Source organism: Domibacillus tundrae (assembly GCF_000970675.1).
Taxonomy (GTDB): domain Bacteria; phylum Bacillota; class Bacilli; order Bacillales; family Domibacillaceae; genus Domibacillus; species Domibacillus tundrae.
Genome location: NZ_LAJA01000028.1, coordinates 1 through 18,374, shown reverse-complemented (window position 1 = coordinate 18,374; position 18,374 = coordinate 1). Strand labels below are relative to the sequence as shown.

The window sequence follows — 18,374 nt, the reverse complement described above, 5'->3', positions numbered from 1 at the left end:
TGACCTGCTTCCTGCAGGCCTAATGAGAAAAAGAGAGAGAATGATCTCTCTCTCTTGTTTATTCAATCGAAAAAATAAACGGATACAGCGGCTGCTTTCCGTCGTGCACTTCCACTTCAACATCTGGATAATTTTGCTCGATAAAATTCGTTATTTGTTCCACCACTTCTTCTGAGGCTTCTTCCCCATAAATAACAGTCACAATTTCCGACCCATCATCGAGCAGTGATTGAAGAAGCTCTTTCGCCGCTTCTGCTTTTTCTGAATGCGTCACAACGATTTTGCCTTCTGCCAGACCCATGAAATCATCTTTTTTAATATCAATGCCATCAATCGTCGTATCACGGACAGCATGTGTTACTTGCCCGGTCTTCACCTGGGCAAACGCTGCATTCATGGCGTCCCGGTTTGATGATTCAACACCATCTGGATTAAACGCGATCAACGCAGCAAGACCTTGGGGTACGGTTTTCGTTGAAATAACAGACACAACAGATTCTGACACTTCCGCTGCCTGTTCTGCGGCCATAATAATGTTTTTATTATTCGGCAGCACAAAAACATGCTCGGCATGGCAATCCTCGATTGCTTTGACAATGTCTTTCGTAGACGGGTTCATTGTCTGGCCGCCTTCAATAACAGCTGTTGCGCCGATGCTTGTAAATAATTCCGCTATTCCTGAACCCATTGCAACCGCAACAACACCGTATTTTGTTTTTTCGGACGGCTTAGCCGCAGGTGCCGAAGATGAACCTGTAATCGCGCTATGCTGCTCACGCATATTTTCAATCTTCATACTGATTAAACTGCCGTATTGCTGTCCAATTGTTAATACATCACCTGGATGCTCGGCATGAATGTGTACTTTAGCAATTTCATCATCGGAAATCACAAGCAGCGAATCACCGAATTCACTCAGTTCATGACGGAACCGGTCTTCGGAAAAAGGATTTTTTGATAGCTTTTTCTCTTCGAACTTCACCATAAATTCCGTGCAGTAGCCGAATTCGATGTCTTCTGTATTCATAAAGCTCTGTACACTTTTATGGTGCTCAGCACTGACCAGATTTGTCATGTCCTGCCGCGTGGAGAGCGCTGCCGGAAGTGCTTCTCCTTTAAGCTCAGCTAAAAAGCCTTCATATACAAGCAAAAGTCCTTGTCCGCCGCTGTCGACCACACCTACTTCTTTTAAGACCGGCAGAAGCTCGGGCGTCCGATCCAACGAAGCCTGGCCTTCTTTTACAAGTGCTTCCATAACCGCAATAATATTCGTTTCTTTTTGTGAAACGGCTACTGCTTTTTTGGCCGCATCTTTTGCGACAGTCAAGATGGTCCCTTCGACTGGCTTCATAACCGCTTTGTAAGCTGTTTGAACCCCCGCCTCAAACGCAGCCGCCAGTTCAAAAGCCGAGACTTCCTGCTTGTTAGCGATTGCTTTTGAAAAGCCGCGGAAAAGCTGGGACAAAATAACGCCAGAATTTCCCCGTGCGCCCATCAAAAGCCCTTTCGACAGCGCTTCCGCCGTTTTGCCGAAATGCGTTTGTTTCGACGATTCGGTTTCTTTTGCTCCTGATGTCATCGATAAATTCATATTCGTTCCCGTGTCGCCATCCGGAACCGGAAACACATTCAATGCATCCACCATATCCGCGTTCACCGATAAATGCTGCGCGCCCGCCTGAACCATCCTGGCAAAGCGCAGCCCGTCCAATGAAGTCATACCCACAAAAATTTCCTCCTCACACTACGGGTTCGTTACCCGTACACCCTGTACAAAAATATTAACAGAATCGACTGATAGTCCTACTGTTTGATTAAGCGTGTATTTTACTTTTGACTGAACGTTGCTCGCCACCTCGGAAATTTTTGTTCCATAGCTGACGATAATGTACATGTCAATAAAAATGCGATCTTCTTCCTGGCGTACGAGCACACCGCGCGTAAAATTTTCACGGCGCAAAATTTCCGCAATGCCATCTTTTAATTGTTTTTTTGACGCCATTCCGACAATGCCGTAGCAGTCTACTGCCGCGCCACCTGCAATCATCGCGATCACTTCATTTGAAATGTCAATTTGACCGAGTTCTGTCGTTAATTCAATCGTCACAAAAAATCCTCCTCGCGAATCAAACTATAGTCATTTTACTATATTTATATACAACTTCACAACTGAACAAACGGATTGACTTCCTTTTTAACTGTCAAGTGATTTTTCTTGAAAGACTTTTTCAAAGCTGTTGCATTCATTGGTTGATTATGATAAATTATTTAAGTGTCTTGCACATAAAAACGTAGACAATGATGATCCTGAATAGTAAGGAGTGAATACAATGCCAAAAAAATGTGTTATTTCTGGCCGTAAAGCACGTACTGGAAACAACCGCTCACACGCGATGAATTCAAGTAAACGTACATGGGGCGCTAACCTTCAAAAAGTTCGTATCCTCGTTGACGGTAAACCAAAACGTGTTTGGGTTTCTGCCCGCGCACTTAAATCTGGAAAAGTTGAACGTGTTTAATTTTTCCATAAATAAAAAAGCACCGGCGCCAAATGGCACTGGTGCTTTTTTATTTTCTTTTTTTCCCGGCTGACAGCACCATACGGATCATGCCCCCGACAAATTTCGGCAGTTTTAATGTGTAAAATTTCAATGGCTTCTCCTCCCGTCACGGCTTCTAATAACCATTAATATGCCTGAACGAAATGAAAAGACCCCTTTTTTTTCAAGGATTTCATTGCTGACACATCTGGAGGAACCTTTTTGGACGGTGAAGTTGTGAAGCGGAAATTTAAACCCAGAAAGTGTCAGCCCTTCAACTTTTTCACTCATTGCAAAAAACGAAATATAGGGCCATTGTTCTTTTTGGTCAATGACCGTTTCTCCCGGCGAATAAACAGAAATTTCATTTTGGTGGTCAACAATCACAACAGGACAATCCAGCTCTTTTTTCATAAGCAATGTAACCGCGCCGAAAAAGTGATCAAGCCGGCCGCCTGTCACTCCGTACAAAAAAATCGCTTCTGGTTGTTGCTTTATTGCAACATTCAGCGCAATTTCAAGATCGGTTTCGTCTTTTTCAGCTGGGAATTGAACATAATCCGGGACCACAGCCGCAATCCGGTTCCATTCTTCAGCCGTTATCGAATCAAAGTCTCCAAACGCTTTGGCAGGTGTAATACCTCGTTCAAGCAAATAAAGGGCGCCCCGATCGACGCCAATCCATTGGTCATCCGTTTCAGGATTCATGTTTAAAATTGGCAGTTCCTTCTCTGGTCCACCGGCTACAATTCGAATGATCACGCGTTTTCCGCAGCGGCACGAATTGCCTGAATGGCCGTGCCTCGGTCCTTTTCATTGTAAATAGCGGAACCGGCTACAAGAACGTTGGCACCGGCTTCTGCACACTTTTTAGCAGTTTCTGTATTCACACCGCCGTCCACTTCAATGTCTACTGTCACGCCCGCCTCTACAATCATTTCACGGACATGGCGAATTTTTGGTACAACCGCTTCAATAAAAGATTGGCCGCCAAACCCAGGATTGACCGTCATCAATAGAACCATATCAATATCTCGAATGACATATTGGAGCGTATCTGCCGGCGTAGATGGATTTAGGACGACACCCGCTTTTACACCAAATGAGCGGATGAGCTGAATGGTCCGGTGCAAATGTGGGCAGGCTTCAGCATGAACCGTAATAATATCCGCTCCCGCTTTCGCAAACGCTTCAATGTATTGGTCTGGATTGCTGATCATTAAATGCACATCAAGCGGCAGGCTTGTTACCGGACGGATCGCTTCTACAATAAGCGGGCCGATTGTTATATTTGGCACAAAATGACCATCCATTACATCAACATGGATATAATCCGCGCCACCGTTTTCCACGTCTTTTATTTCTTCACCAAGCCGCGCAAAGTCAGCGGACAAAATAGAAGGGGCAATCTTTATCATAACATCAGTACCTCGGCTTTCTCTCTTTAATTTCCTCTATAAACTGTAAATAATGATTATAACGATAAGAAGGGATTTCTGACTTCTCCACCGCTTGTTTTACGGCACATTTTGGTTCATTAATATGAATACAGCCACGAAATTTGCAGGAAGAGCTCAACTCTGCCATCTCGGGAAAGCAAGCCGAAACATCTTCCACATCAATTCCATCAAAATCCAATGAACTGAATCCAGGCGTATCTGCGACCAGCCCGCCTGCTGCCGGAATTAATTCCACGTGCCGGGTTGTATGCTTGCCGCGGCCAAGCGAGCTGGAAATTTCATCCGTTTTTAATTCAAGATCCGGTCGAATTGCATTTAATAATGATGATTTTCCAACCCCAGATTGTCCTGCAAACACTGACGTCTTACCGGTTAAATAATCTTCAAGCGAGTTAAGGCCAGCCATCGTTTCAGAAGATGTCTCCACAACGGTATAGCCAATCTTCCGATAATCTGCAATAAATGCATTAAGCTTTTTCTGATCGTCAGCCAGATCCATCTTTGTCAGACAAATGACCGGTTCGATATTTTTTGACTCGATCAGCAATAAAAAGCGGTCAAGCAGCATGGTACTGAACGCCGGTTCCATCACGGAAAAAACAAGCACAGCCTGGTCAATGTTAGCGACTGGCGGCCGAACAAGATCATTTTTCCGTTCTCCAATGGATAAAACATAGCCTTCTTTATCATTTTCTGCCTCATATTCAACATAATCTCCGACGAGCGGGGTAATATTTCGTTTTCGAAATATTCCCCTCCCGCGGCATTGAATAATGTTTTCCCCATCAAGTACGTAATAAAAACCGCTTAACGCTTTAATGATTTTGCCTTCTGGCATGTAGCACCACCTTATTCAGATTCTGTTTCTTCGGGATACGGAATGGTTTCATCAATAATGACTACTTGGTCCCGCATTACTTTGTATCCTGCTTTTTCGCCTTTTTCAACGACAAATTCAAGCGTACGCTTCGTTTCTTCCGTAATTAAAAACTTTTCATACGGCTCAGTCATGCTATGGGTTGCATCTTCCATGTAAATCTGAACTTCCTGCGGATCTCCTTCTGTTTCCGGCTCATATGGAATGACAATTTCCGTTGATACTTCTGCCAGTGGAATCTCTTCCGGTCCTTTTGACAGCGTCACTTCTACCGTGCTTCCCGGTGCCACTTCAATTCCAGCTTGCGGAGACTGGCTGATCACCTGTCCTGCAGATACCGAATCGGAAAATTCTTCACCCGAAATGTCAATGATAATCCCATTGGAATCTTCATAGTCTTCCAGGCTTTTTTCGGTATAGCCGGCAAGATCCGTTAACACCACATTGGCAAGACCGGCACTGACAGTCAATTCAACATCCGATTCTTCCGGAATGACGGGTTCATCTACGTTTGGATTTTGTTCCAAAACCGTTCCGGCTTCACTTTCGTCATAAATCATTTCCGTTTCCACGTTGCGAAACCCGGCTTCTTCAAGAAGTTCACGTGTTTCTTCCAGCGTTTTTCCCGTGTAATCCGCCATTGCTTTTCGTTCTTTTCCAGCGGAGACAAATAAATCGATTTCACTGCCTTCTTTCACCGTTTCCCCAGCTTCCGGAACGGTCCGTATCACTTTTCCCTGCTCAATATCCGTACTGAACTCTTCATCGGAGTCGCCGACAATAAAGCCAGCATTAATTAACATAGAGGCAGCCGCTTCAGGGCTGTTCCCATTTGTCTCCGGCACTTCTGCATCTCTCGGTGTCGTTGCTACTGTCCAAGCAATAGCGCCCAGAATGCTAAGAGTAATCAAAAAAAGCAAGATCCATGGCCATTTCTTTTTCTTTTTCAATGGAACCATCTCTTGTTTTTTTTCAGAAGAGGATACAGTTGGCTGAATACGTTCTGGCGGCTTCGGGGTAAAGACTGGAATAGCTTTCGTCACTTCGTCATTGTCGTCTGGAATCATAAACTTTTCTTCATGCAGGCGGTATTCTTCAAGAGCGGTTGATAAGTCATGTTCCATTTCTTCTGCACTCATGTAACGATGAAACGGATCTTTCGCTGTTGCATGTAAAACAATATTTTCAATGCTTTGTGGAACCCCTGGATAGAGCTGCTTAATAGAAGGTGTTTCTGTCTGCAGGTGTTTCAATGCAATCGATACAGCTGATTCACCGGAAAATGGGAGCTTCCCTGTTAACAGCTCGTACATGACGATGCCAAGCGCATAAATATCTGACTTTTTCGTTGCCATACCGCCTCTTGCCTGCTCAGGTGAAATGTAGTGAACCGACCCGAGAACAGCATTCGTTTGCGTAATGGATGTGGCGCTCATTGCCATCGCGATGCCGAAATCGGTCATTTTCACCGTTCCATCCCGGTCCATCAACATATTGTGAGGCTTTACATCACGGTGAATAATCGAATGCTGGTGAGCAAACGCAACAGCAGCTGTCATTTGTTTCATAATATCAATCGCTTTTTCGTATGGAACCGGCGAAAATTGCTGAATGTATTCTTTCAGTGTCATTCCGTCCACATACTCCATAACGATAAAGTGAACATTATCTTCTTCGCCAACGTCATAAATATTGACAATATTCGGATGAGCAAGGCTTGATGCAGCTTGAGCTTCACGCTGAAAACGGCGTAAAAATTCATCTTCCCCTGCAAAATCAAACCGGAGTACTTTAATGGCCACATCACGGTCTAAAATCATATCACGCGCCAAATAAACGTGCGCCATACCGCCTCCGCCAATCGTCCGGACAATTTTATAACGTCCGCTTAAGCTTTTGCCAATTAACATGTGTTCACCCGCTTTCGCGTTCGGCACAATGTTCAAGAATCACGACGGTAATATTGTCTTCGCCGCCATTTTCATTGGCCATCTGAATAAGAGTATCCGCTTTTGCAGGAAGCGAATCTGTTAATTGTAAAACACAGCTCATTTGGGCATCCGCTACTTTATTAGATAAACCGTCTGAACAAAGAAGCAGCAAATCTCCTTCTTCAAACATAATCGTTCTATAATCAACAGCCAGCTTTTCGTCCGTTCCGAGCGCGCGTGTTAAGACATTTTTTTTCGGATGACTTTCCGCTGCTTCTTTTGTAATTTCGCCAGACTTGACGAGTTCATTCACAAGCGAATGGTCTTCTGTTACTTGTGAAAAACCATCTTCACTTTGCAAATAGCATCGGCTGTCACCGATGCTTGCAATCGCGCAAAATTTTTCTGTACAAAGAGCTGCAACAAGAGTTGTCCCCATTCCACTGCATTCCGGGTACGTACTGGCATGAATTAAAATGTCTGCATTAATCGCTGGAATAATCGATTTCAGCCAGTTCATCGCATCGTCGGGCGACTGAATGCCCGCTGCTGTTTCATTCCAATGTTTTTCGAATGATTCAATCGTCATCCGGCTCGCGGTATCTCCCGCGTTATGCCCGCCCATTCCATCCGCTACAATGGCAAGACTGAGGCTGCTATTATGATGAAACACGCCGCCATTGTCTTCATTGTGTGAGCGGATTCGTCCACGGTCTGTTTGAAAGACTGCATTCATACGGTCACCTCGTTTCGCCGGCACGCTCTTTCGCGCGAAGCTGGCCGCATGCCGCGTCAATGTCTGTTCCTTGTTCACGTCGAATCGTTACATTCACACCATTTTCTTTCAATGTTTTCTCAAATTCAAAGATTTTATTGCGCGGTGTACGAACGTAGTCCCGTTCCAGCACATAGTTAACCGGAATTAAATTTACGTGGCATTTAATTCCTTTAATCAACGCAGCCAGTTCTTCCGCATGCGCCACAGAATCATTTTCACCGCCAAACAGTCCATATTCAAACGTAATACGGCGGCCGGTTTTTTCCGTATAATAACGGATTGATTCCATTAAGTCTTTTAATTTGTACGCACGGTTGATGGGCATCAGCTTCGTCCGCAATTCATCGTTCGACGCGTGAAGTGAAACAGCAAAATTAATTTGTGTTTTTTCATCGGCAAATTTATAAATTTTCGGTACAATGCCGCTCGTTGACACCGTAATATGGCGCGCTCCGATATTCAAGCCTTTTTCGTGATTGATCACGTGCAGAAAGGACATCATTTCATCATAGTTATCAAATGGTTCTCCAATCCCCATAATGACAACAGAGCTTACCCGCTCTCCTACTTCATCAAGTGCTTGCTGTACCTTCACTACCTGTGCGACAATCTCGCCTGATTCAAGATTTCGCTTCAAGCCGCCAAGCGTGGATGCACAAAACGTGCAGCCTATCCGGCAGCCAACTTGTGTTGTGACACAAACAGAGTTCCCATATTCGTGGCGCATTAGGACCGTTTCAATAGAGTAGCCATCATGCAGTTCAAATAAAAATTTAATGGTTCCGTCCTCAGACTCTTGCCGAATCGCTGTTTTTAATACGGTAAACAAAAACGATTCATTCAGTTTTGCGCGCAGTTCTTTCGATAAATTGGTCATGTCTTCAAGCGTTTTCGCGCGCTTTACGTACAGCCAGTCAAAAATTTGGTCGGCCCGGAACGGCTTTTCACCGTTGTCTGAAAGCCACTGTTTTAATTCGTGAAGTTCCAATGAATAGATCGATGGCTTCTGCACTTCCGTTTGTTTATTTATTGCTTTTGTCATTTATGAGTTTTCCTTCTTTCTGAATTTACTAATGAAAAATCCGTCGCCGCCGAAGTCGTCCGGAAATACTTGGATCATTGTGTGTTCCGGTTTGATCGGGATTTGTTCAAGCGGGACTAGCTCAAATTTCGGATGAGCGTTTAAAAAGGCTTCGACGGTTCCTTCATTTTCTTCCTTATCTACGGTGCATGTACTATACACAAGCACGCCATTTTCTTTTAACAGCGGAACAGCTGCGTCCAAAATGGCAAGCTGAATGCGCTGCAAGTTTTCTAAGTCCTGTTCGGTTTTCGCATATTTTAAATCTGGTTTTCGGCGAATAACACCGAGCCCTGAGCATGGGGCATCAACAAGAATCGCATCAAATGTTTCTTCTGCAAACAACTCACCGGCTTTACGCGCATCTTGTTTTTGAACATGAATATTAGAAAGCGCCAGCCGGTCTGCATTCTGCGTGACGAGCTTTAGTTTATGCGCATGAATGTCAAGCGCATCAATGTGGCCTTCTCCGTTCATTTGTTCAGCAAGATGAGCAGTTTTTCCGCCCGGAGCCGAACACATATCGAGAATGCGCTGACCTGGTTTCGCACCGACAACCGGGGCCACGAGCATTGAGCTCTCATCTTGAATAGAAATAGCACCATTTTTGTAAAGAGTCGACCTTGCAGCATTTCCCTTCATAATTCGAATCGCATATGGCGAAACATCAGATGGCAATGCGTCAAATCCTTCTTCCTTCAAGACAGAAATAGCTTCATCACGTGTCATTTTCATCGTATTTACCCGCACTGTCTGCTCGGGAGCGGTCAAATTATGCTGGCACATCGCTTCAGTTTTTTCTTTGCCGTACGCCTTCATCCATCTTCTCACAAGCCAGAGTGGATGGCTTGTTTCAATGGAAATCCGTTCGGCATCGTCTTTAATCGATTTCGTGTCCGGCACGCCTTCACGCTGGATGGACCGAAGCACACCATTCACCATTCCTGAAATCCCAGTATGTCCGCGTTTTTTTGCAATATTAACCGCTTCATGAATAACAGCCCGCTCCGGTACTTTATCAAGATAGACCATTTGATAAAGAGATAAACGAAGCAAATTATGAACCCATCGTTCCGGCTTTTTTTTGAAGAAAGGAGCCAGGTAAAAATCAAGTGTCAGCTTTCGCTGAATCGTACCATATGTGATTTCAGTTAATAATGCAGTATCCCGTCCGGAAATATTATTTTTTTCAATCGCGTTGTTCAGCATTAAATTGCTGTAGGAGCCGCTTTTTTCCACTGTGTCAATTAAGTCCAGCGCAATTTCGCGTACATTTAATGTTTTCATTTTATTCTCCAAATACTGTACCAGCTTGAAGCGAAGATCCTGAGCCGCGCAAATAATCGCGTGCGCTCATCCGCTTTTTACCCGCCGGCTGCAGTTCCGTTATTTTTATCGCTGTGCTTGAACCGGTTGCAGTCACAATGCCGTCTTCTTCAATCGAAAGAATGGTTCCCGGTGTGCCGCTCGTATTAGACACCTTTTCACTTTTCCACACTTTTACTGCTGATCCGGCCAGTGTTGTATAAGCGACCGGCCATGGGCAAAGGCCCCGTACTTGATTATGCAGTTCTTCACCAGAACGGTTCCAGTCGATTTTTTCATCAGACCGGCGGATGTTTGATGCAAATGTCGCTTTTGATTCATCCTGAGACGTTCTTGAAGATGTGCCATTTATAATTGCGGGAATCGTCTCAGACAGTAAGTCAGCCCCTACTACACTTAATTTGTCGTGAAGGATTCCCGTATTGTCATTTTCGTCTATTGTTACGGCCGCTTGTGCAATGATATCGCCCGCATCCAGCTTTTCGACCATATACATAATCGTTATGCCTGTTTCTTGTTTGCCCTGTAAAATCGAATAATGGATCGGCGCACCGCCTCGAAGTTCCGGCAAAAGAGATGCATGCACGTTAATGCAGCCATATTTAGGTGCTTCGAGCAGCTCATTAGGCAATAGCTGTCCATATGCTGCCGTCACAACTAAATCCGGCTTTAAGCCGATAATTTCGGCCAGTTCGTCTGATTTTGATAATTTCTCAGGCTGCAAAACAGGGAGACCATGTTTGATTGCTGCTGCTTTTACCGGCGGCGGCGTCATGACTTTTTTCCGGCCGACCGGGCGATCCGGCTGCGTCACAACGGCAAGAACGTTATTGCCGTCTTTAAGTATTCTTTCAAGCACTGGTACGGAAAAGTCCGGGGTGCCCATAAAAACAATATTCGTCACTCTGCGTCCACCTTTTCCAATTCCTCGGCCGGAATGTATTTTTTTACTTTGGATGTAAATAACACGCCATCCAAATGATCCATTTCATGCAAAATCGCCCGTGCTAAAAACCCTTCTGCTTCAAACGTGTAAAATTGGCCTTTTACGTTTTGCGCTTTAATTTTAATTTGATTTGGACGTGTGACTTCCCCATATAAATCCGGAAAACTTAAGCAGCCTTCCACGTCTGTCTGTTTGCCTTCTGCCAACAGCAATTCCGGATTAATGAGTACAATCAAGCCGTGATCATCTTCAATATCAACAACGGCGAGACGCATATCTTTTCCGACTTGCGGTGCAGCAAGTCCCACGCCGTCCGCTTCAATCATCGTTTCCTGCATATCACGCACGAGGCGCTTTAATTTACTGTCAAACTGCTTTACCGGCTGGCATTTCGTCTCCAAAATAGCCGCTGGATGTTTAACAATGGATAAGATCGTCATCGTGTTCCTCTTTTCTACATCAGTACATATGGATGGATATCAACGGATACCATCAGTCCATTTGATTTCCCTTGTTTCGCATAATGCTCAAGCACTTGTTTCAACACAGCGCCAAGCTTTGGTTCACGTTTGTATTTTATCAGACATTGCCACCGATATCTATTGTTGATCCGTGAGATCGGTGAGGCGACCGGTCCTAACACAACAGCCGCCGGTGACAATTCCGGCTTAATGTTCATGACAATTTTGTTCGCTTCACCCGATGCCGTGATCGCTTCTTCATGGCTGACGGTAATAAGCGCCAAATAATAAAATGGCGGATAGCCGCCCATTTTTCTCATTTGCATTTCCTGTTCATAAAATGATTGGTAATGCTGATCAGCGGCGAGCTGAATGCTGTAATGCTCTGGTGTATATGTTTGAATGACGACTTCGCCGGGCAATATATGCCGTCCGGCCCGGCCGCTTACTTGTGTTAACAGCTGAAAGGTTTTTTCTGATGCGCGAAAATCCGGCAAATGCAGCATCGTATCCGCACTAAGCACGCCAACAAGTGTAATATCGGGAAAATCAAGCCCTTTTGCGATCATTTGGGTACCAAGCAAAATATCTGCTTCTTTATGAGCGAATTTTTTTAACAGCCGCTCGTGCGCTCCCTTTGTTCCAGTTGTATCAACATCCATCCGGATAACCCTCGCTTCAGGCAGCAATTTCAGCAATTCTTCTTCCACTTTTTGCGTGCCGGTGCCGAAATGCCGGATATGTTCACTGCCGCATTCCGGGCATACGTTTGGAGACGGCTCTTCATGACCGCAGTAATGACATTTTAACTGATGACGATGACGATGATACGTCATTGAAACGTCACAGTTCGGACATTCTGCTACATATCCGCAGTCACGGCACATAATAAAAGAGGAATATCCCCGCTTGTTTAAAAACAGAACAATTTGTTCTCCTTTTTCGAGACGGTCCTTTATTTTATCAAATAAGTTACGGGAAAACATTGATCTATTTCCTTCTCGAAGCTCTTCACGCATATCGACAATATCAACAGTCGGCAGCGGCCGGTCATTGACACGTTCGGCTAATGTTAATAATGTGTAAACACCTTTTTGCGCTCGCGCGAAAGACTCAAGAGAAGGTGTGGCACTTCCTAAAATAACCGGGCACCCGTAAAAGCCCGCCCGCCAAATCGCGACATCACGGGCATGGTAACGCGGATTTTCTTCTTGTTTATAGCTTGTTTCGTGTTCTTCATCAATAATGATTAACCCAATGTTTTCAAATGGAGCGAAAACAGCCGAGCGAGCTCCGACCACGACTTTTACTTCTTTACGGCTGATTTTTCGCCATTCATCGTATTTTTCGCCAGTTGACAAGCCGCTGTGAAGCACCGCCACATCGTTTCCGAACCGCTGCTTAAAACGATCGGTCATTTGCGGCGTCAATGAAATTTCCGGCACTAGCACAATGGCTTCTTGTCCTTTTTTCAATACTTCACTGATCGATTGCAAGTAAATTTCCGTTTTTCCGCTTCCTGTTACACCATGCAGCAAAAACGTTTCCGCTTTTTCTTCCTTTACTTTTTCAAGAATCGGCTCAATCGCGGCCTGCTGGATGTCCGTCAGCACCAGCGGTGTATCCGGTGTAAACGTACGGCCGGCAAGCGGATCCCGGTACATTTCTTCTTGCTTTTCTTCAAGCAGTTCTTTGTCAATCAGTGCTTTTGCTACAGCAGAAGACATACCTGTTTCTTTTAACGGAATCCACTCGCCGGTTCTCCCTAAAAAAAACTGTATTGCTTCCACTTGTTTTAATGCATTTTTCGGCATTGATTGAATCGTTTCTTTGAGCAGCCCCTCAGACAACCTGCACTTGACCATTCGAACCGTTTTTTTTCGGCCTTTGCTTTTGACTGAATATAGAACATCGAGTGAGCCTTGTTTTACTTCTTTGCGGATTTCAGAGAGAGCACCTGCTTCTGCTGCTTCTTCCCACGCTATTTCATCTCGCCCGTTAAACAGAGACTGAACGGGCAAACTGAGCGTTGCAAACCCTGTCATCCGAATTCGCTTTGAATATTTCGCCTTCATCGCAGCAGGCAGCATCACTTGAAGTGCTGAAATTTTAAAGCAGAGGGATTCAGCGGTGAGCCAGTCTGCGAGCGACAGCAACTCTTCATTTAATACCGGGACGATATCCATCGGTTCAACAATTGGCTTTAACTTTCGGCTTTCATTTTCTTCTTTGATTTCCAGTACAAACCCTTGTACGTGGCGCGGCCCGAAAGGCACAATGACACGCATGCCGGGCTGGATCACATCCTGCCACGCTGGAGGAATTTCATAGTCAAATGGACGGTCGGTCTGCATGACGGCAACGTCCACAATGACAGAAGCAATTCTCATTCCGCTTCACCTATTCTTACGGCCGCATCCTTCAAAATCTGAACAGCGGCTTCTTTTTTGGTCATTTTTTCAAAATCACGGTGTGTTCCATCCCGATGAAAAATGGAAATAATATTTGTATCGCCGCCAAAACCGGCGCCTTCCTGTTTCACATTGTTAGCGACAATCATATCAACATTTTTTGATTCGAGCTTTCGTTTCGCATACATTTTCACATCGTTTGTTTCCGCTGCAAAGCCGATTAAAAATTGATTTGTTTTCCGTTCCCCAAGCGTTTTTAAAATATCTCTCGTCCGATCAAGCTCCATCGTCATCGAACCTTCCTGCTTTTTCATTTTGTTTTCGTGAACAAATCTTGGCCGGTAATCGGCAACAGCAGCTGTTTTTACAACGAGATCTGCCCCATCGTATACATCCATAACCGCCCGAAACATTTCTTCTGCACTTTCTACCTGGCGGATTGTAACGCCGGACGGCGGAGCAATGCTGACAGGCCCTGAAATAAGCGTAACGTCTGCACCAAGTTCATACGCTGCCTCAGCAATCGCATACCCCATTTTACCGGATGACTTATTTGTGAAAAAACGGACCGGATCGACTGCTTCCCGTGTTGGCCCTGCTGTCACGACGACCTGTTTTCCGGAAAGCAATTTTTTTTCTTTTCCGTCAAAAAACTCTTCCACCAGCCGGGCAATCACTTCAGGCTCTTCCATCCGCCCTTTCCCTGTATAACCGCAGGCAAGATAGCCTTCTCCCGGCTCAATAAATCGATAACTAAATGATTTTAACGTTTCCATGTTTCTTTGCACGGCGGGATGGACATACATGTTTACGTTCATTGCTGGAACGACCCACTTTGGTGCTGTACCGGCAAGAAGAACAGTTGACATCATGTCATCTGCAATGCCATTCGCCATTTTTGCGATCATATTGGCCGTTGCCGGTGCCACAATGACAAGGTCGGCCCAGTCGGCGATGTCAATATGCGCAATTTTGGATGGATCTTTTTCATCGAACGTATCGGTATAAATGGGCTCGCCCGATAACGCTTGAAACGTTATAGGCGCGACAAATTTTTGGGCAGAATCGGTCATAACGACTTTTACACGGGCGCCTGCCTGTTTTAGTTTGCTTGTCAGTGCGGCCGCTTTATAGACAGCAATACCGCCGCTGACACAAAGTAAAATGTTTTTTCCGTTCATTCATTTTCCCTCCGGTTCAGTCGAATCTTTATGTAAATATGATAGCATACAAAAAGAAAAGGCCGGTATTCGCCGCCCTTTTCCTTTTTTGCTTATTTACACTTCATCTGAATACGTTTTATTCGCGTCTTTCTTTTTCATAACAAGTTCATCGGCATAAATTTCTTCTAATGCTTTTCCAACAAATTTATGAGACTCGTACGCGCCAAGAGCGCCTTTTCCTTTGTTCTCCTGCATAAAACGAGCGCGTTTTGCCGCTACGCTGACCAATGAATATTTAGAATCGATTTTTGTCAGTAAGTTATCAATAGATGGATATAACATTATTGTTCCCCTTCCAGTTCCAGCATAATTTGGTATCGGTGCTGCACGCGTTCACGGCGACAATGCTCTGCTTCAACGATTGATTGAATTCGAGAGCATGCCCGCTCCACTTCATCATTTTCAACGACGTAATCATACAAGTCCATCATGTCGATTTCTTTGCGTGCTTGTTCCATCCGTCCTTGAATGACTTCGTCTGTTTCGGTGCCGCGACCGATAATTCGGCTGTGCAGCTCGGATAAACTTGGCGGTGCCAGGAAAATAAAGAGCCCTTCCGGAAACTTTTCCCGTACCTGACGTGCGCCTTCCACTTCAATTTCAAGAAAAATATCTGTGCCTGCATCAAGCGTTTCCCGGACATAATCAACCGGCGTACCGTAATAGTTGCCAACAAACTCCGCATATTCAAGCAGCTTGCCTTCTTGGATCAGCTGCTCAAACTCCTCACGGGATTTGAAAAAATAATCAACGCCATCTACTTCCCCTTCACGCGGCTTGCGTGTCGTCATAGAAATAGAATAGTCAAACGTTATATCTTCTTTTGAAAAAATCGCTTTTCGCACAGTCCCTTTGCCAACGCCGGACGGTCCGGACAATACGATCAGCAAACCTTTTTCTTTCACTTACTTCACAATCCTTCCTCAGCATCCTCATCTTTCAACGCCGCGCGGTTCGCGACCGTTTCCGGCTGCACAGCCGATAAAATAATATGATGGCTGTCTGTTAAAATGACCGCACGTGTCCGGCGGCCAAATGTTGCATCGACGAGATTTCCTTTTTCACGCGACTCCTGAACGAGCCGCTTAATCGGTGCCGACTCCGGGCTGACAATCGCCACAATCCGTTCTGCCGAGACGACACTGCCAAATCCGATATTGATTAACTGCATCGTCTTTGCTCCCCTTTGTCACGTTTCGTCCGTTTTTGCACACTCGATCTATTATATCATATTTGCCCCTTTTCCTGCTCAATAAAAGATAGAACCTCTTCTTTTTCTTCAACCGGTTTCGTAAATCTGAGCTCCATCTTCATTTTCTCCGTTTCAAGCAAAAAGTTTTCCTGCTTCAGTTTTTCCAATTCGATCTGGTCTTTTACCATTTTGTACTGAATTTTCGACTGACTCCTCATATGAGCTGTCACAATTGCCACGAGCGGGATTGAAAATATCATAATAACCGAAATTAAATCAGTCATACTGCCTCCCTCTTTTCTCCATTAGTTTGTAAAAATAAGTATACAGCAGTTTTCATTCTTAAAAAAGCGATGTTCTCGAATTTACGAAAGCAGCGTACACATGTTAAGATGAATAAATATGTTCGTACAAAAAGGGAGTATGATTCATGGCATTTGATGGATTATTTACAAAAGTAATGGTTGAAGAATTAAATGAAGCCCTCACAGGCGGGCGCGTGAATAAAATTCATCAGCCGTATAAAAATGAAACAATTATGGTGATCCGGGCACGCGGTAAAAATAATAAATTGCTCATATCTGCCCATCCGTCTTATGCGCGGGTACAGCTGACTGAAACCGTGCAGGATAACCCGTCCGAGCCGCCGCTTTTTTGTATTATGATGCGAAAGCACTTAGACGGGGCCATTTTAGAGAATATCCGCCAGTTTGGTCTTGACCGGACGATTGTATTCGAGTTTAAAGGAAAAAATGAAATTGGAGACATTTCCTATAAAGATCTTTACGTTGAAATTATGGGCCGTCATAGCAACATTCTGTTAGTCGATAAAGAAAAAGGGACCATCATTGACAGTATTAAGCATGTTCCTTCTTCTATGAATAGTTATCGGACAATTTTGCCCGGTGCAGAATATGTGGAGCCACCCGCACAACATAAACAAAACCCATTAATCGCGGATTCGGAACAAGTTACACGTGCAGTTGATTTTAATGCCGGTAAAATTGCTAAGCAGCTTGTGTCTGCTTTTGAAGGATTGTCACCGCTTATCAGCAATGAAATTGTCAGCCATGCAGGTCTTGCTAACCGTGAAACAGTCCCTTCTGCCTTTCTACAGGTAATGGCTCCATTATCAAAAGGTGCTTATTCACCAGTCATGATCGACAGCGGGGATAAAACATATTTTTATATGATCGACTTGCCTCACATTCAAGGCGAGCGGACGTATTTGAAAACGGTATCGTCGCTTCTTGACCGTTACTACTTCGGCAAAGCTGAGCGCGATCGTGTCCGTCAGCAGGCAAACGACCTTGAACGGTTAATTGGAAACGAACTTCAAAAAAATCGTTCTAAAATTCACAAGCTTGAACGGACGCTTGCGGAAGCGGAAAACGCTGGAGAATATCAGCGCCTCGGTGAACTGCTGACCGCGAATTTGTATGCCGTTAAAAAAGGTATGAAAGAAATCGATGTCATTAATTACTATGATGAAAATGGTGCAACGGTAACAATTACGCTTGATCCTCAAAAAAATCCGGCGGATAATGCACAAAAATATTTCTCCCGTTACCAAAAAGCAAAACATGCTGTTATTGTTGTTCAGGAACAGATTGAAAAAACAAAAGACGAGATTCGGTATTTTGAGGCCCTTTTGCAGCAACTTGAATCGGCTTCACCACGGGATATTGAAGAAATTCGTGAAGAGCTGGCTGAGGAAGGCTATATAAAAGCGCGGCATATAAAAAAGAAAAAGAAAGCAGCCGTCCCTGCGATCGAAGAATATGTGTCAACAGATGGAACAGTTATTCATGCCGGCAAAAACAACCGGCAAAATGATTATTTGACAAACAAGGTGGCCCGCCGGGATGATATTTGGCTTCATACGAAAGACATTCCAGGTTCACACGTTGTTATTCGTTCCGATGATCCATCAGAAGAAACAATGTTAGAAGCTGCTATGATCGCGGCGTACTATAGTAAAGCGAAAGATTCTTCTTCCGTGCCGGTTGACTATACGAAAGTTCGATACGTAAAAAAACCGTCCGGCGCTAAACCCGGCTTTGTTATTTACGACAATCAGCATACCGTCTATGTAACGCCGGATGAAGGCCAAGTGATGGCCATGAAGAAATAAAAACAGCGGTGAGC

Annotated in this window: 20 protein-coding genes; 2 read left to right on the top strand and 18 right to left on the bottom strand. The window is 44.6% G+C overall.

All coding sequences use genetic code 11. From position 1 onward, the window contains the following. Window positions 1-58: 58 nt before the first annotated feature. A complete protein-coding gene (locus VQ00_RS15730; protein ID WP_046181080.1) occupies window positions 59-1,726 on the bottom strand; it encodes a DAK2 domain-containing protein in 1,668 nt (555 codons plus the stop codon). An 18-nt stretch (window positions 1,727-1,744) separates the two neighbouring features. After that, a complete protein-coding gene (locus tag VQ00_RS15725) occupies window positions 1,745-2,107 on the bottom strand; it encodes an Asp23/Gls24 family envelope stress response protein (protein ID WP_046181079.1) in 363 nt (120 codons plus the stop codon). Window positions 2,108-2,330: 223 nt separating this feature from the next. Between VQ00_RS15725 and rpmB the strand changes: the two genes are divergently transcribed. Further along, window positions 2,331-2,519, top strand: a complete 189-nt coding sequence (gene rpmB / locus VQ00_RS15720) for a 50S ribosomal protein L28 (protein WP_045850130.1) — start codon at window positions 2,331-2,333, stop codon at window positions 2,517-2,519. A 49-nt stretch (window positions 2,520-2,568) separates the two neighbouring features. Here rpmB and spoVM read toward each other — a convergent pair whose 3' ends face one another. The 16 genes from spoVM to VQ00_RS15640 all read right to left on the bottom strand — a co-directional run bounded on the left by spoVM (window position 2,569) and on the right by VQ00_RS15640 (window position 16,510). After that, window positions 2,569-2,652 carry a stage V sporulation protein SpoVM gene (gene spoVM / locus VQ00_RS19555; protein WP_046175094.1) on the bottom strand — a complete coding sequence of 28 codons (84 nt, stop codon included), beginning with the start codon at window positions 2,650-2,652 and terminating at the stop codon, window positions 2,569-2,571. After that, the gene (locus VQ00_RS15710; protein ID WP_046181078.1) at window positions 2,649-3,302 is read right to left on the bottom strand and encodes a thiamine diphosphokinase; all 654 of its coding nucleotides are present in this window, start codon (window positions 3,300-3,302) and stop codon (window positions 2,649-2,651) included. The genes spoVM and VQ00_RS15710 overlap by 4 nt, the downstream gene beginning before the upstream one ends. Beyond that, window positions 3,299-3,958, bottom strand: a complete 660-nt coding sequence (rpe, locus tag VQ00_RS15705; protein WP_046181077.1) for a ribulose-phosphate 3-epimerase — start codon at window positions 3,956-3,958, stop codon at window positions 3,299-3,301. The genes VQ00_RS15710 and rpe overlap by 4 nt, the downstream gene beginning before the upstream one ends. A 4-nt stretch (window positions 3,959-3,962) precedes the next feature. Further along, window positions 3,963-4,838, bottom strand: coding sequence for a ribosome small subunit-dependent GTPase A (gene rsgA, locus VQ00_RS15700; protein WP_046181076.1), 876 nt, complete (start codon window positions 4,836-4,838; stop codon window positions 3,963-3,965). 11 nt (window positions 4,839-4,849) lie between these two features. Further along, window positions 4,850-6,787: a Stk1 family PASTA domain-containing Ser/Thr kinase gene (gene pknB / locus VQ00_RS15695; protein ID WP_046181075.1), complete on the bottom strand. Its 1,938-nt coding sequence runs from the start codon at window positions 6,785-6,787 to the stop codon at window positions 4,850-4,852. Between the two features lie 4 nt (window positions 6,788-6,791). Further along, window positions 6,792-7,544, bottom strand: a complete 753-nt coding sequence (locus VQ00_RS15690; RefSeq protein WP_046181074.1) for a Stp1/IreP family PP2C-type Ser/Thr phosphatase — start codon at window positions 7,542-7,544, stop codon at window positions 6,792-6,794. Window positions 7,545-7,548: 4 nt separating this feature from the next. Further along, the gene (gene rlmN, locus VQ00_RS15685) at window positions 7,549-8,628 is read right to left on the bottom strand and encodes a dual-specificity RNA methyltransferase RlmN (RefSeq protein WP_046181073.1); all 1,080 of its coding nucleotides are present in this window, start codon (window positions 8,626-8,628) and stop codon (window positions 7,549-7,551) included. Next, window positions 8,629-9,954 (bottom strand): 16S rRNA (cytosine(967)-C(5))-methyltransferase RsmB, encoded by a 1,326-nt coding sequence (gene rsmB, locus VQ00_RS15680; RefSeq protein WP_046181072.1) that lies wholly within the window; start codon window positions 9,952-9,954, stop codon window positions 8,629-8,631. It abuts the gene before it with no gap. Between the two features lies 1 nt (window position 9,955). Then, entirely contained in the window at window positions 9,956-10,897 is a 942-nt protein-coding gene (gene fmt / locus VQ00_RS15675; RefSeq protein ID WP_046181071.1) for a methionyl-tRNA formyltransferase, read from the bottom strand. After that, the gene (gene def / locus VQ00_RS15670; RefSeq protein WP_046181070.1) at window positions 10,894-11,379 is read right to left on the bottom strand and encodes a peptide deformylase; all 486 of its coding nucleotides are present in this window, start codon (window positions 11,377-11,379) and stop codon (window positions 10,894-10,896) included. Before def ends, fmt begins: the two co-directional genes overlap by 4 nt. Before the next feature lie 14 nt (window positions 11,380-11,393). Further along, window positions 11,394-13,790: a primosomal protein N' gene (gene priA / locus VQ00_RS15665; RefSeq protein ID WP_046181069.1), complete on the bottom strand. Its 2,397-nt coding sequence runs from the start codon at window positions 13,788-13,790 to the stop codon at window positions 11,394-11,396. After that, window positions 13,787-14,992: a bifunctional phosphopantothenoylcysteine decarboxylase/phosphopantothenate--cysteine ligase CoaBC gene (gene coaBC, locus VQ00_RS15660; RefSeq protein ID WP_046181068.1), complete on the bottom strand. Its 1,206-nt coding sequence runs from the start codon at window positions 14,990-14,992 to the stop codon at window positions 13,787-13,789. Before coaBC ends, priA begins: the two co-directional genes overlap by 4 nt. 96 nt (window positions 14,993-15,088) lie before the next feature. Continuing rightward, complete coding sequence (gene rpoZ / locus VQ00_RS15655) at window positions 15,089-15,316, bottom strand: DNA-directed RNA polymerase subunit omega (RefSeq protein WP_046181067.1); 228 nt, start codon at window positions 15,314-15,316, stop codon at window positions 15,089-15,091. After that, window positions 15,316-15,939 carry a guanylate kinase gene (gene gmk / locus VQ00_RS15650; protein ID WP_046181066.1) on the bottom strand — a complete coding sequence of 208 codons (624 nt, stop codon included), beginning with the start codon at window positions 15,937-15,939 and terminating at the stop codon, window positions 15,316-15,318. Before gmk ends, rpoZ begins: the two co-directional genes overlap by 1 nt. 5 nt (window positions 15,940-15,944) lie before the next feature. Continuing rightward, a complete protein-coding gene (remA, locus tag VQ00_RS15645; protein WP_046181065.1) occupies window positions 15,945-16,205 on the bottom strand; it encodes an extracellular matrix/biofilm regulator RemA in 261 nt (86 codons plus the stop codon). Window positions 16,206-16,261: 56 nt separating this feature from the next. Continuing rightward, complete coding sequence (locus VQ00_RS15640) at window positions 16,262-16,510, bottom strand: hypothetical protein (RefSeq protein WP_046181064.1); 249 nt, start codon at window positions 16,508-16,510, stop codon at window positions 16,262-16,264. 146 nt (window positions 16,511-16,656) lie between these two features. Here VQ00_RS15640 and VQ00_RS15635 point away from each other — a divergent pair, with 146 nt between their 5' ends. Continuing rightward, entirely contained in the window at window positions 16,657-18,360 is a 1,704-nt protein-coding gene (locus tag VQ00_RS15635) for an Rqc2 family fibronectin-binding protein (RefSeq protein WP_046181063.1), read from the top strand. The last annotated feature ends 14 nt before the right edge of the window (window positions 18,361-18,374 follow it).

Bases quoted from the DNA above. Each gene is read 5' to 3' on its own strand.
- rpmB (WP_045850130.1), top strand. From the start codon at position 2,331: ATGCCAAAAAAATGTGTTATTTCTGGCCGTAAAGCACGTACTGGAAAC.
- rsgA (WP_046181076.1), bottom strand. From the start codon at position 4,838: ATGCCAGAAGGCAAAATCATTAAAGCGTTAAGCGGTTTTTATTACGTA.
- coaBC (WP_046181068.1), bottom strand. From the start codon at position 14,992: ATGAACGGAAAAAACATTTTACTTTGTGTCAGCGGCGGTATTGCTGTC.
- VQ00_RS15690 (WP_046181074.1), bottom strand. From the start codon at position 7,544: ATGAATGCAGTCTTTCAAACAGACCGTGGACGAATCCGCTCACACAAT.
- VQ00_RS15640 (WP_046181064.1), bottom strand. From the start codon at position 16,510: ATGACTGATTTAATTTCGGTTATTATGATATTTTCAATCCCGCTCGTG.
- VQ00_RS15635 (WP_046181063.1), top strand. From the start codon at position 16,657: ATGGCATTTGATGGATTATTTACAAAAGTAATGGTTGAAGAATTAAAT.
- rpe (WP_046181077.1), bottom strand. From the start codon at position 3,958: ATGATAAAGATTGCCCCTTCTATTTTGTCCGCTGACTTTGCGCGGCTT.
- priA (WP_046181069.1), bottom strand. From the start codon at position 13,790: ATGAGAATTGCTTCTGTCATTGTGGACGTTGCCGTCATGCAGACCGAC.
- rlmN (WP_046181073.1), bottom strand. From the start codon at position 8,628: ATGACAAAAGCAATAAATAAACAAACGGAAGTGCAGAAGCCATCGATC.
- pknB (WP_046181075.1), bottom strand. From the start codon at position 6,787: ATGTTAATTGGCAAAAGCTTAAGCGGACGTTATAAAATTGTCCGGACG.
- rsmB (WP_046181072.1), bottom strand. From the start codon at position 9,954: ATGAAAACATTAAATGTACGCGAAATTGCGCTGGACTTAATTGACACA.
- remA (WP_046181065.1), bottom strand. From the start codon at position 16,205: ATGCAGTTAATCAATATCGGATTTGGCAGTGTCGTCTCGGCAGAACGG.
- def (WP_046181070.1), bottom strand. From the start codon at position 11,379: ATGACGATCTTATCCATTGTTAAACATCCAGCGGCTATTTTGGAGACG.
- rpoZ (WP_046181067.1), bottom strand. From the start codon at position 15,316: ATGTTATATCCATCTATTGATAACTTACTGACAAAAATCGATTCTAAA.